Consider the following 13219-nt stretch of genomic DNA (forward strand, 5'->3'; position numbering starts at 1 on the left):
AACCATTGATATCCCCTCTACTCTTATTTTCTCTCAAAATTAATCATTAAAATGATATAAAAACAAGACATTTGTCTCATAAGCATTTTTTGGAGAATCTTTTATCTCCATTACTACTTCCATTTCCGCTTTAATCGTTCCCCGTAAGTTTTTCAGGCTTAAAAGCTTTACCCGGATACGTACTTCGCTATCAACAACTACCGCCTGATTGAATTTCAACTTCTCCATTCCGTAGTTAATCATCATCTTCAGGTTATGCACCTCTACAATCTGATCCCACAGATAAGGAAGTAGCGAAAGAGTCAAATACCCATGTGCGATAGTGCTATGGAATGCACTTTCCTTTTTAGCTCTTTCTGTGTCAGTGTGTATCCATTGATGGTCTAATGTTGCATCAGCAAACAAGTTAATCCTATCCTGATCAATTTTCAGATAATCCGATACACCTAATTCTTGTCCTACGTACTTTTCAAATTCCTCGAATGAACCGATAATTACTTTACTCATAATCTATTACTTTTTCAACTTTTCCATTAGCATGTTTTCCAATAGGACAAATATACATTTTTTAATGAAAAGAACAGCTATTTCATTAATGACAGTTTAGACGTATGCACAAATCCGAAGCAGGGATCAAAAAACTTTATTATCTTTGTGCCACTTAGCAAATTATTCTTGAATATAACAAAAGAATACACCATAATTATATGTTTGAAAATTTAAGTGACAGATTAGACAGATCGTTTAAACTATTGAAAGGTGAAGGTAAAATCACCGAGATCAATGTTGCAGAAACACTGAAAGATGTACGCCGTGCACTGCTTGATGCCGACGTAAACTTTAAGACAGCCAAGCAATTCACCGAAACAGTAAAAGAGAAAGCCCTCGGTCAAAATGTTCTCACAGCAGTTAAGCCGGGACAATTGATGGTGAAGATCGTACACGACGAACTTGCCGAACTGATGGGAGGAACTGCTGTTGACATCAACCTGAAAAGTACTCCTTCTATTATTTTAATGTCGGGACTACAAGGTTCGGGAAAAACCACTTTTTCGGGAAAACTGGCTAGCCTTCTTAAAACAAAAAAAGGGAAAAAACCTCTGTTGGTTGCCGACGATATCTATCGTCCTGCCGCAATCGAACAGCTCAAAGTATTAGGTACGCAAATAGATGTGCCTGTATATTTCGAAGAAGGCAATACGAATCCTGTAGAAATAGCACAGAATGCCATAAAGAAAGCTAAAGCCGACGGCAACGATGTTGTAATCATTGATACCGCAGGACGTTTAGCTATCGATGAAGCGATGATGAAAGAAATCGCTGCCATAAAAAATGCCGTAAACCCTAACGAAATCCTATTCGTTGTCGACTCTATGACAGGACAGGATGCGGTAAATACAGCTAAAGAATTTAATGATAAGCTAGACTTCGACGGAGTCGTACTAACCAAGCTCGATGGGGATACCCGTGGTGGTGCTGCCTTATCGATCCGCTCGGTAGTAAATAAACCGATCAAGTTTGTCGGCATGGGCGAAAAGATGGATGCACTGGATGTATTCCATCCCGAACGTATGGCCGACCGTATATTGGGTATGGGTGATATCGTATCACTTGTAGAACGTGCCCAAGAACAATACGACGAAGAAGAAGCCCGCCGCCTGCAAAAGAAAATCGCAAAAAATCAGTTCGACTTTAACGATTTCATCTCTCAAATCCAGCAAATCAAAAAAATGGGTAACCTCAAAGATTTGGCTGCGATGATACCGGGAGTAGGTAAAGCTATGAAAGATATCGATATTGATGATAATGCTTTTAAAAGTATCGAAGCTATCATCTATTCAATGACCCCGAAAGAACGGACCAGCCCCGAAATACTTAACGGAAGCCGTCGCCAGCGGATTGCAAAAGGTAGTGGAACATCTATACAGGAAGTAAACAAACTGATCAAACAGTTTGACGAAACCCGTAAAATGATGAAGATGATGACCCAAATGAAAGGCGCCGGAAAGCTGATGTCCAAAATGCCGGGAATGAAAAGATAAGACAAACATAAAGAGGAATATCGCCACGGCAGTATTCCTCTTTTACTTTATATACCAGAAAACCTATAAGCCAAATGATTCTAATTGACGGAAAAGCAGTTTCTGCACAAATAAAGATAGAGATAGCAGAAGAAGTAAAACAAATAAAAGACAAAGGAGGGAAGACTCCTCACCTTGCAGCAGTATTGGTCGGGCACGACGGAGGAAGCGAAACTTATGTTGCCAACAAAGTCCGTACCTGCGAAGAGGTAGGATTTAAATCGACCCTTATCAGATACGAAAGTGATGTCACCGAAGATGAAATCATAGCCTGTGTCGAAAGGCTGAATAATGATAATGACATAGACGGATTCATCGTACAATTACCCTTGCCTAAACACATTTCAGAGCAAAAAGTGATCGAAGCCATAGATTACAGGAAAGATGTGGACGGGTTTCACCCTATCAATGTAGGACGTATGTCTATCGGATTACCGTGTTTCGTATCAGCTACCCCTGCCGGAATATTGGAGCTGCTCAAACGTTACGAAATACCAACCGCCGGTAAAAACTGTGTTGTACTGGGCAGAAGCAATATTGTAGGTAAACCGGTGGCTAATCTGATGATGCAAAAAGGATATCCGGGTGATGCTACCGTAACCGTCTGCCATAGCCGGACACCCAATATCAAAGAGATATGCCTCGAAGCCGATATTATTATTGCGGCATTAGGAGTTCCCGAATTTCTAAAAGGAGATATGGTCAAAGAGGGCGTGACAGTTATTGATGTCGGTACAACCCGCGTACCTTCTTTCGAAACCAAATCAGGATTCAAATTGAAAGGAGATGTCGATTTTAATGAAGTATCAACTAAAGCCGCCTATATTACTCCTGTACCCGGAGGCGTAGGTCCGATGACAATCATATCATTAATGAAAAATACGTTATTGGCAGGAAAAAAAGAGATATACAATTAACCAACTGACAGATACGAATTGTTAACAAAACGCATATTCAGGTATGCGTTTTTCTTTTTAACATATAAAAGGTTAGAAAGAAAATATTTTGATACAAAAACTCTCAACCTCTTTAAAAATAAGAAAAGGTTGTCATCACGACAACCTAATTCTCAATTATTAACCTTAAATCTAATACTATGAAAAACACAATGCAAATATAGAGATGTCTAATGACTTTTAAAAGGAAATAGAGTTTTTTTTACACTAAAAACCCATTATTTAACTTTGATTAGGATTACAGCCAAATAAATTAGTCTGCTTTACAACATAATATATCTTTTATTATAAAGCCGTTTCCGATAACAATATCTCGAAAGTGAAGGCTCTTAATATTTTCACACTATAAGTTTATATATTATCTTTGCAGCCAATAAAAACCAATAAAATACAACCGGAAGGCAATACCTTTATTCATTGCCTTTATCGAAGAATATGAGCGAATTAGATAAGGAAATCCATAGACGGCGTACTTTCGCCATCATTAGCCACCCTGACGCAGGGAAAACAACCCTGACCGAGAAACTTCTTTTATTCGGAGGTGCAATACACGTTGCAGGTGCAGTTAAGTCCAATAAGATAAAAAAGACTGCAACATCCGACTGGATGGAAATAGAAAAGCAACGTGGAATATCTGTTGCAACTTCGGTAATGGGATTCGAATACGACGGCTATAAAATAAATATCCTCGATACTCCAGGACACCAGGACTTTGCCGAAGATACATTCCGTACCCTTACAGCTGTTGATAGCGTTATTATTGCAGTCGATGTAGCCAAAGGGGTAGAAACGCAAACACGGAAGCTGATGGAAGTATGCCGTATGCGTAATACTCCGGTGATGATTTTCGTGAACAAAATGGACAGGGACGGGAAAGATCCTTTCGATTTGCTAGACGAACTCGAAGAAGAACTTAAGATAAATGTACGCCCGTTGAGCTGGCCTATAGATAGCGGACAAAGTTTCAAAGGAGTATACAATCTGTATCAGGAAAAACTAGACCTATATACACCAAGTAAACAAACCGTTACCGAATCTATCGAGTTTAAAGATATTCAAAGCCCCGAACTAGAAAAACATATCGGAGATTCGCTTGCTGCAAAACTAAGAGAAGATATAGAGCTGATTCAAGGTGTATACCCGGAACTAGACATCGAAGCATATCTGAACGGACAGGTAGCCCCTGTATTCTTCGGATCGGCACTTAATAACTTTGGAGTTAAGGAACTTCTTGATTGCTTTGTGAAAATAGCACCTTCGCCTCGTCCTATCGAAGCCGTAGAACGTGTAGTGAAGCCTGAAGAAGAAGCCTTTACTGGATTTATATTCAAGATACATGCCAATATGGACCCTAATCACAGGTCATGTATTGCATTCGTAAAAATCTGCTCCGGAAAATTTGAACGGAATGTCAACTATAAGCATGTACGTTTCAACCGTCAGATGCGATTCTCTTCTCCTACCGCCTTCATGGCGCAAAAGAAAGAAACGGTTGACGAAGCTTTTGCCGGAGATATTATAGGTTTACCTGATACCGGTAACTTTAAAATTGGAGATACACTGACTTCCGGCGAAGAGCTTCACTTCAAGGGACTACCGAGCTTCTCACCCGAAATGTTTAAGTACATAGAGAATGCCGACCCTATGAAGACAAAGCAATTACAAAAAGGTATAGACCAATTGATGGACGAAGGTGTTGCTCAATTATTTGTAAACCAATTCAATGGGCGCAAGATTATCGGAACCGTCGGGCAACTGCAATTCGAAGTTATACAATACCGCCTGCTACACGAATACGGAGCTCAATGTAAATGGGAACCTATCAACCTGTACAAAGCCTGCTGGATAGAGAGTGACAACGATGCTGAACTCGAAAACTTCAAAAAACGCAAAGCTCAATATATGGCTAAAGATAAAGAAGGGCGTGATGTATTCCTCGCCGATTCCAATTATGTATTGATGATGGCACAGCAGGATTTTAAAGAAATACGATTCCATTTTACTTCTGAATTTTAATTAAGACAAATGTCAGAGAAAAAGGATTTCTATACTATCAAATTTATCCCTTATCGTAAGAACCTGGGGGAGATCATGCACCGTCAATCAAAAGGATCTAATAATTTTTCTGCCGACGGTCGTTATCGATTCTATATCAATGAAGAAATAGAAAACCCCGATTTCTGGGTTGTTCAAGGTAAAGGTATCCGGAAACCGGAAAGTTGTAACGTTGCACCTCAAAATACACTATTACTAACTACCGAACCTAGTTCTGTCCTTATTTATCCGAAAAAATATACTCAGCAATTTGGCATGGTATGTTCTTGTCAGAAACGAATGAAACATCCTAATCTGGTATTAGGACCTGCTATCCTACCTTGGTTCGTCGGATTTACCGAAGCTCCTAATGGTGATTGTAGCTATACACTCGATTATGATCAGTTAATCAATAGTCCTGCTCCTCAAAAAAAGAAGCTTATATCCGTTATCACAAGCAATAAGGCTTTTACACAAGGGCATTTGGACAGAATCAACTTTGTGGAGCAACTCAAAAAGAAGTATGGAGATCAATTAGATATATTCGGACGTGGTTATAATGACTTTGATGATAAATGGGACGTTTTAGCTCCCTATAAATACCATATCGTCATTGAAAACTCTTCACAACCTTATTATTGGACAGAGAAAATATCGGATTGTTTCCTTGCTGAAACTTTTCCATTCTATTACGGATGTACTAATCTTTCGGATTACTTTCCTGAGAATTCATTCCAACCGATAGATATTCATAACTTTGATAGGACAACTGCTATTATTGATTCCATTATAGCTAAAGACACATACGAAGAGAGCAAAGGGATACTAAAGGAATGCAAAGACAAAGTGCTTGGCGAATATAACTTTTTCAATTATGTTGCTGCCTTATGCGATCAACTGAATCCTGAACTATCCAAAGAGCGAGTAACTTTGCAGCCATGCCATACGATGCAAAATTGGGTAAACATGTATAACTATACGGTTAAGCGGAATCTGTTTAAATGGAAGCTTAAGCTAAAAAATGCTTTTAAGAATGACTCAATCTTAACTAAGTAATATGAGTATTAAGCAAACAATCAATCCCAAGTTTAAAGATAATTCGACAATCCAGTCTTTTATAGAATTATTACCCTCTAAATTTGAATCGGAAGGTACTACTTTGTATGCCGAACGAAATATCATAAAGTCTTTCACGCTAGATGCTACGGATAAAATACTTAATAATGTAATTGTAAAGCGCTATAAACAACCTAGTCTGATACAACGGATCATCTATAGTTATTTCAGAAAGAGTAAAGCTGAAAGAGCATTTCACAACGCGACAAAACTAAGAGCTAAGAATATAGGCACACCTTTAGAAATAGCGTATTTAGAACAATGGTCTAATGGATTGCTACAATACGGTTATTATGTGTCAGGATGTGATGATGCACCTCCTATTCGAGAAAGATTGATAGAACCCGAAGATTTTGATCAAACAATGGCTCGTGATTTTGCTGCCTTTGTAGCAGACTTGCACGAAAAGGGCATATTACACCATGATCTAAATTCGACGAATGTTTTATATCATGAAGATTATAATATGCATTATACATTTTCCGTTATTGATATAAATCGAATGGATTTCTTTTCAAATGGAGAAATAATTCCAAGAAAAACATGTTTTGACAATCTGACTCGTTTTACGGGACGCATGGACTTATTTGAATATGTTATACGATATTATGCTGAAACTCGAAATTGGGATATTGAAAGTTCTGTAATGGAGGCTGTATCTATCAAGAATCATCATGATGAGCAATGGCGCAAACGTAAAGCATTTTTTAATAGATTCAAGGCTAAAAAGAAATAAATCTAAGACCGTTAACTGATGAATAGCAAGAGAAAGATACTAATAGATAAGGTTGCAAAAAAGAAAAAACAAACTGTACCTTTCCTGTCAATATATAAGGATAGATTATAGATAATATCCTGAATATCAAACTAGCTATACACTAAGAACAAACATACTAACAAAGACCTTTTATGCAAAATATAAAAATAACACTATTAGTCTCTACCTATAATAGGCCGGACGCGCTGTCGGTTTGTTTAGACAGTGTAAAATATCAGACATTATTACCCGACGAGATAGTTATCGGCGATGACGGATCAAGAGATGATACGAAAGAAACGATAGAAAAGATCAAGAAAAATTTCCCTATACCTATTATCCATGTTTGGCAAGAAGATGAAGGCTTCCAACTGGCTAAGATCAGGAACAAAAGTGTAGCCAACTCTACCGGAGACTACATTATCGAAATAGATGGGGATGTTATGCTTTCGCCCCAGTTTGTCGAAGACCATATGAGATTTGCCCAAAAAGGGTTATATATAAAAGGAGGGAGAGTAAATCTAGGACGCAAATTAACCGAAGATGTCTGCCAATCCGGAGTATCCAGAAGAATACATTTCTGGACAAGAGGCATCGAAAGTAAGCCTGAAAATGCATTCCGTTCAAAAAAGCTATCTGCATATCTGGCTCCCCGCTACAGAAAAAATTCAACGAAAGCTCTGGGTTGCAATATGTCATTCTGGAAGGAAGATTTTATAGCCGTAAATGGCTATGACGAAAAATTTGTAGGATGGGGTTCCGAAGATGGTGACTTCGTTACACGGCTACATAAGTACGGCTTAGGCAAAAGAAATCTGAAATTTGCCGGTATTGTATATCATCTTTGGCACGAAGACAAACACATGTACAATCTGGAGAATAATAAAAAGTACCAGAAAGAACAAAAAGAAAAAGGAGTAATACGCTGCGAAACAGGTATTGACCAGTATCTAAGCAAATGAAAGGCTTCTCTTAAGCAGAGTGAAGCTTCTCGAACAACTTTATCCACAGAGGCATGATATCCTCTACATTATAACGTTGCATATTTTCGGCAGCCAGTTGTCCCATTCTTTTTTGGAGTTCGCGGTTTTCGAATAGCAGAGAAAGCTTCTCTATGAACGCCTTTTTATCGCCCGGTTTCACTAAGAATCCATCTTCTTCGTCCGTTATTATTTCACCGGGCCCACATTTGCAGGCATAGCTTACTGCCGGTAATCCGCACGACATTGCTTCCATCAGAACCAAAGGCAAGCCTTCGTATTTTGAAGTCATTACATATACAGAGCTGTTTTTATATTCCTCCTCGACGTTCTGGGTCGGGGGCAGTAATTCTACAGCACCTGTAATCCCGAGGCTTTTAATCTGTTTCTCTAATCTTTCTTTCTTTTTACCACTTCCGAATATAACGAGTTTCCAATCAGGGTATTTTGTAGTTATATCAGACCATATATCAATAAGGGATTCAAATCCTTTTTGGTAAGTATGCCTTCCAACAGCAATAGCCCTTTTTGTCGTCAATTCCGAATAATTGGACGGAACAAATGCCCGTGGATTGGCTATGACCTCTATATTAGGTATATTTCGCCACGATTGTTTATCTTCATCTGTCAAAACAACAAAACAGTCATATTTACGTACCACCTTGTTCCTTTTCAAACTATACATATCTGTAAGAAAACGCCCCATAGCATACTTATCAAAAGCAGCTAGTTCAAATTTTCTTTTATATTTAGAGAAATGATATTCGAATATCTTCTTACTTTTATCTTTTACTTCACTCAAGTAAATTGTAAGCCCGAATCCCATAGTTAAGGCAATATCCGGCTGAATTTGTTTAAATAACTCAGTAACCTTATCTATAAATACCTGTTTATATTTCTTATCGGATGTAGGGATATCTAAATTGTAAAAAGAGATAAGTGGGGAGAAGCTGAAAAAAGGATTCTCTGTTTCTTTCTTCAAAGAAACAATACTTACCTGATGGCCTTTTTCGGCAAAATAATTGGCTTTTGTAGCTAAAACACGTTCAGTACCGCCCGGATTCGTATATCCATAAACGACATAAACAATTTTCATCCGTTCTTTTTTGCAAATATAGTAATAAAAGGCTAAATAATTAACACTATAAACAACTGATATAAAACAGTTAATAATACGAATCAGTAGCTAAGGCTAAAAAACACTCTTATGCTTGTGCAAGGTTTCGCTTACAACTGTCAACCAAAAGCACGTTTTAGCAAATAAACAATGATTAAAGCACTTCTCTCAATTACAAATCCCTTTTATTTTTATCTATTATGAAGAGAGATCTTTGATATATTGAAGTTGAAAAGAATCAAAGGCGAAGAATGAAAAAAAATATTCAAAAATGGTGTCACTTTTGTCACCTTTGTCACTTTAGAAAAGATATTCATCTGATGTCCAGCAAAATAGCAAGGTAACAAAAGTAACACTCAGGTAACAGCCGAATGTCACCTTTGTTTAGTCACCGTCACCTTTCTATAAAGACCACTACAGCAAAAGAAAGAACGTCTTCGATTACTGATTGATATTAATTACAAAAACAAATTACTTCGTATCCGGAATAAATAAGTGTACCCGATACGTTTATATTCGTAAATTTTACTATATTTGAAAACACCAAACCTAAATACTTATCCATGAAAAAATACTTTTATTGCCTAATTATCTTATTATTGGCTTACACGGCTCATTCATCTGCACAAATTGAACAAAAGGTTGAAGTATTCAATTTAGAAGATGTACGACTATTGGATAGTTCCTTCAGACAAGCTCAGGATCTGGATCGCCGCTACATGCTCGAACTGGACGCCAACCGCTTATTAGCACCATTCCTCCGGGAAGCAGGGCTTCCCCAGAAAGCAGAAAGCTATACTAACTGGGAGAATACCGGATTGGATGGACATATCGGAGGGCACTATGTCTCGGCACTATCACTAATGTATGCTTCTACAAATGATTCTCAAATAAAAGACCGGCTCGATTACATGATAAGTGAACTGAAAAGGTGTCAGGATGCCAACGGTAACGGATATATAGGAGGCGTACCCGGAGGCAAAGTAATTTGGGAAGAAGTGAGCAAAGGAAATATCAAAGCCGGGGGATTTGACTTAAACGGAAAATGGGTTCCTCTCTATAATATACACAAAACATATGCCGGATTACGCGATGCATATCTCTATGCCCATAACGAGGAGGCTAAAGAAATGCTTATCAAAATGACCGACTGGGCTATAAAACTTGTATCGCAACTGAATGAAGACCAAATACAAGACATGCTTCGGAGCGAGCATGGCGGCCTGAACGAAACATTCGCTGATGTAGCTGCCATTACCGGAGACAAGAAATATTTGGACTTGGCTCGTAAATTTTCTCACCAGATAATACTTCAGCCTCTTATCGCACATGAAGATAGACTAACCGGCATGCATGCCAATACGCAAATACCCAAAGTACTTGGCTATAAAAGAATTGCTGATATAGATGGAAACAAATCGTGGGATGACGCTTCACGCTTCTTCTGGGAAACAGTTGTCGAAAACCGTTCTGTTGCTATAGGGGGAAACAGTGTGGGAGAACATTTCAATCCTACAAATGATTTTTCAAGGGTTATAAAGAGTATAGAAGGCCCCGAAACATGTAATACCTACAATATGCTACGATTATCTAAGATGTTATACCAAACATCTTTAGATAAGAAATATATCGACTATTACGAAAAGGCTCTGTATAACCATATATTATCTACGCAACATCCTACTCAAGGTGGGTTTGTATATTTTACACAGATGCGTCCGGGGCATTACAGGGTATACTCCCAGCCTCAAACAAGTTTTTGGTGCTGTGTGGGTTCCGGGCTGGAGAATCATGCCAAATATGGGGAAATGATCTATGCGCATACCGACAATGATCTGTACATCAATTTATTCATTCCGTCTATCTTAAAATGGAAAGAGAAAAACACTGAAATTACCCAATCAAATAATTTTCCGGATGAAGCCTCCACATCAATTATCATAAACCCCGATGAAGCAATTAACTTCAATCTAAAAGTGCGTTATCCGCAATGGGTTCAGCCTAATACATTAAAAGTTTCAGTGAATGGAACACCTGAAGCATTATCGCCGGGCAAAGATGGATATATAACCATCAGCCGCAAATGGAATAAAGGAGACAAAGTAGTAGTGGAAATGCCAATGCACCTATCTACGGAACAGTTACCTGATAAGTCTAATTATTATGCATTCTCGTATGGTCCTGTTATTTTAGCCGCAAAAACGAATGCTGATAACATGGATGGTCTTTTCGCCGACGATAGTCGTGGAGGACATATAGCCAAAGGACCTCAGGTTCCTCTGAAAGATGCTCCTATAATTGTTGGTAATCCTGATCAACTAACCACACAAGTTAAACCTGTTGAAGGAAGACCTCTAACTTTTAAGCTCAACGGACTATATTCTGAAAAATACAAAGAGGGAATGGAATTAATACCTTTCTTTCGTCTCCACGACTCCAGATATATTATTTACTGGCCTCAAGCTACAGAAGCCGAAGCTCTGAATATCCAAAAACATATAGAAGCAGAAGAACAAGAACGAATTATTCTTGATCGTATTACTATTGACAAAGTTGTATGTGGAGAGCAACAACCCGAATCCGATCATTTTATAAAGTACCAGGAATCTACAACCGGATTTACAGAAGACATACATTGGCGCGAAGCCAAAGGTTGGTTTAGCTATCAATTAAAAAACGAAAATAAAATTGCAAAAACTTTATACCTGAAATATTTTAATAAGGACAGAGCCTGCGAATTTGACATTATAATCAACGGACAAGTACTTGTTTCTAAATCTCTGGATGGCAAAGATGGAGATAAGATTATTACAGACCGTTTAATAATACCATCCGTCTCAACTGGACTAAACCCATTGGAAATAAAGATCATCGCAAAAGCAGGTTCGAAGACAGCGCAGATAGCTGAGATACGTATACTAAGCGAATGACAGTAGTTCGAATGAACATTTCCATTAATTACACTGTTTTATACTCATAGAAATCATTTTTAATTCAAACTTAAATTGTAAAGAAATGGGAGGATTAGGTATTTTATGGTCAATAATAATAGGAGTAATAGCAGGAGCTGTTGCCGGATGGTTGATGAAAGGTCATGGATTCGGATTTATCGTTAACCTTATTGTTGGGCTTATCGGTAGTATTTTAGGTGGTTGGATTTACGGGTTACTTGGTATTGGTACCGGAGGTATTTTCGGCGTACTAATCATGTCTGTAATCGGAGCCGTTGTTCTTTTATGGGTCATTTCACTCTTTAAGAAAAAGAATGTATAACATTGTAATTTAGATATAATACAAAAAAGAATCCTGATCATTATTGGATCAGGATTCTTTTTTGTATTATACTAATGTCCATATGATCAGATAGGAATAGTTATTGTGATGCTTTTCTCGTCATTTCTTTTCACAACAACGGACTCATCCCCTGCCTTCAAGATCAGATCATCACCTACCTTGTAATAAACAGCAAAGTATAGATTTGTTTTAGACTCTGTAATATTAAGCTCGGTGAGGTTCAACTTGAAATAAGCTATACCTTCATCATTGGTAGTTTCAGTTTTAGTAGCAGATCCGGGATCTGTAGATTCATCCGGTTCCAATTCTTTAAACATATAAACGACAACATCTTTTTGCTCAACTCCGGCAAGATTTTTAACTGTGACTTTGACATTAGCTCCTAAAAACGGTGCATCATCGTCATCATTACTACAAGATGTATAAAATAGAATAACTCCCATTAATATACTTACTAATAACCTATTTCTCATAATCCAATATATTACATTAAACAATAGATCTGCACAGTATAAACTGCACAAAAGATAAAATCATAATTAACTATTTGGGATTTTCAAATATTCAGACGTTATTGTAGAGCTATGACTATATCTATTAAACAGCACAGATAATATATTGTTTCGATATAGATTATTTTTAACAGTAGAGTGTAAATGATAACAGAATTACACACTTATGAATAATGCTTTGCTTTTACTGGCTCCTTTAGTGATGATGTAGGGGTATATGTCAATAAGCCCCATAAAACAATAAAGTCCCGTAAGCATAATAACTTACGGGACTTTATTATAAAAAAGATGGCGGTTACCTACTCTCCCACAAAACTGCAGTACCATCGGCGTGGTTGGGCTTAACTTCTCTGTTCGGAATGGGAAGAGGTG

At 37.8% G+C, this 13219-nt stretch carries 11 protein-coding genes and 1 rRNA gene; 8 read left to right on the top strand and 4 right to left on the bottom strand.

Going from position 1 to position 13219, the window contains the following annotated elements:
- Positions 1–39 precede the first annotated feature (39 nt).
- Positions 40–507, bottom strand: a complete 468-nt coding sequence (locus tag BUC12_RS14805; protein WP_062180706.1) for a MaoC family dehydratase — start codon at positions 505–507, stop codon at positions 40–42.
- Between the two features lie 200 nt (positions 508–707).
- On the opposite strand from BUC12_RS14805, the gene ffh reads away from it, so the two are divergent.
- The 6 genes from ffh to BUC12_RS14835 all read left to right on the top strand — a co-directional run bounded on the left by ffh (position 708) and on the right by BUC12_RS14835 (position 7906).
- Positions 708–2042 (top strand): signal recognition particle protein, encoded by a 1335-nt coding sequence (ffh, locus tag BUC12_RS14810; protein ID WP_062180703.1) that lies wholly within the window; start codon positions 708–710, stop codon positions 2040–2042.
- Between the two features lie 74 nt (positions 2043–2116).
- A complete protein-coding gene (folD, locus tag BUC12_RS14815; protein ID WP_062180700.1) occupies positions 2117–2998 on the top strand; it encodes a bifunctional methylenetetrahydrofolate dehydrogenase/methenyltetrahydrofolate cyclohydrolase FolD in 882 nt (293 codons plus the stop codon).
- Between the two features lie 474 nt (positions 2999–3472).
- Positions 3473–5053 (top strand): peptide chain release factor 3, encoded by a 1581-nt coding sequence (locus BUC12_RS14820; protein ID WP_062180698.1) that lies wholly within the window; start codon positions 3473–3475, stop codon positions 5051–5053.
- Positions 5054–5062: 9 nt separating this feature from the next.
- The gene (locus BUC12_RS14825; protein ID WP_062180695.1) at positions 5063–6127 is read left to right on the top strand and encodes a glycosyltransferase family 10 domain-containing protein; all 1065 of its coding nucleotides are present in this window, start codon (positions 5063–5065) and stop codon (positions 6125–6127) included.
- Position 6128: 1 nt separating this feature from the next.
- Entirely contained in the window at positions 6129–6923 is a 795-nt protein-coding gene (locus tag BUC12_RS14830; protein ID WP_062180691.1) for a lipopolysaccharide kinase InaA family protein, read from the top strand.
- Positions 6924–7096: 173 nt separating this feature from the next.
- Positions 7097–7906 carry a glycosyltransferase family 2 protein gene (locus BUC12_RS14835; protein ID WP_070808591.1) on the top strand — a complete coding sequence of 270 codons (810 nt, stop codon included), beginning with the start codon at positions 7097–7099 and terminating at the stop codon, positions 7904–7906.
- Positions 7907–7916: 10 nt separating this feature from the next.
- Here the strand turns inward: BUC12_RS14835 and BUC12_RS14840 are convergent, their stop codons facing one another.
- Positions 7917–9020 (bottom strand): glycosyltransferase family 4 protein, encoded by a 1104-nt coding sequence (locus BUC12_RS14840; protein WP_062180688.1) that lies wholly within the window; start codon positions 9018–9020, stop codon positions 7917–7919.
- Between the two features lie 584 nt (positions 9021–9604).
- Here BUC12_RS14840 and BUC12_RS14845 point away from each other — a divergent pair.
- Positions 9605–11971, top strand: coding sequence for a glycoside hydrolase family 127 protein (locus tag BUC12_RS14845; protein ID WP_062180685.1), 2367 nt, complete (start codon positions 9605–9607; stop codon positions 11969–11971).
- Positions 11972–12056: 85 nt separating this feature from the next.
- Positions 12057–12314: a GlsB/YeaQ/YmgE family stress response membrane protein gene (locus BUC12_RS14850; protein ID WP_062180682.1), complete on the top strand. Its 258-nt coding sequence runs from the start codon at positions 12057–12059 to the stop codon at positions 12312–12314.
- A gap of 86 nt (positions 12315–12400) precedes the next feature.
- On the opposite strand, the gene BUC12_RS14855 is transcribed toward BUC12_RS14850, so the two are convergent.
- Entirely contained in the window at positions 12401–12808 is a 408-nt protein-coding gene (locus BUC12_RS14855; protein WP_062180679.1) for a hypothetical protein, read from the bottom strand.
- A 325-nt stretch (positions 12809–13133) separates the two neighbouring features.
- Positions 13134–13219 (bottom strand): 5S ribosomal RNA (gene rrf / locus BUC12_RS14860); the annotation flags it as partial.

This window comes from Indolivaga macrotermitis (assembly GCF_900128985.1).
GTDB lineage: Bacteria > Bacteroidota > Bacteroidia > Bacteroidales > Dysgonomonadaceae > Dysgonomonas_A > Dysgonomonas_A macrotermitis.

Coding starts and splice junctions, on each gene's coding strand:
- BUC12_RS14805 (WP_062180706.1), bottom strand. CDS start 507: ATGAGTAAAGTAATTATCGGTTCATTCGAGGAATTTGAAAAGTACGTA.
- ffh (WP_062180703.1), top strand. CDS start 708: ATGTTTGAAAATTTAAGTGACAGATTAGACAGATCGTTTAAACTATTG.
- folD (WP_062180700.1), top strand. CDS start 2,117: ATGATTCTAATTGACGGAAAAGCAGTTTCTGCACAAATAAAGATAGAG.
- BUC12_RS14820 (WP_062180698.1), top strand. CDS start 3,473: ATGAGCGAATTAGATAAGGAAATCCATAGACGGCGTACTTTCGCCATC.
- BUC12_RS14825 (WP_062180695.1), top strand. CDS start 5,063: ATGTCAGAGAAAAAGGATTTCTATACTATCAAATTTATCCCTTATCGT.
- BUC12_RS14830 (WP_062180691.1), top strand. CDS start 6,129: ATGAGTATTAAGCAAACAATCAATCCCAAGTTTAAAGATAATTCGACA.
- BUC12_RS14835 (WP_070808591.1), top strand. CDS start 7,097: ATGCAAAATATAAAAATAACACTATTAGTCTCTACCTATAATAGGCCG.
- BUC12_RS14840 (WP_062180688.1), bottom strand. CDS start 9,020: ATGAAAATTGTTTATGTCGTTTATGGATATACGAATCCGGGCGGTACT.
- BUC12_RS14845 (WP_062180685.1), top strand. CDS start 9,605: ATGAAAAAATACTTTTATTGCCTAATTATCTTATTATTGGCTTACACG.
- BUC12_RS14850 (WP_062180682.1), top strand. CDS start 12,057: ATGGGAGGATTAGGTATTTTATGGTCAATAATAATAGGAGTAATAGCA.
- BUC12_RS14855 (WP_062180679.1), bottom strand. CDS start 12,808: ATGAGAAATAGGTTATTAGTAAGTATATTAATGGGAGTTATTCTATTT.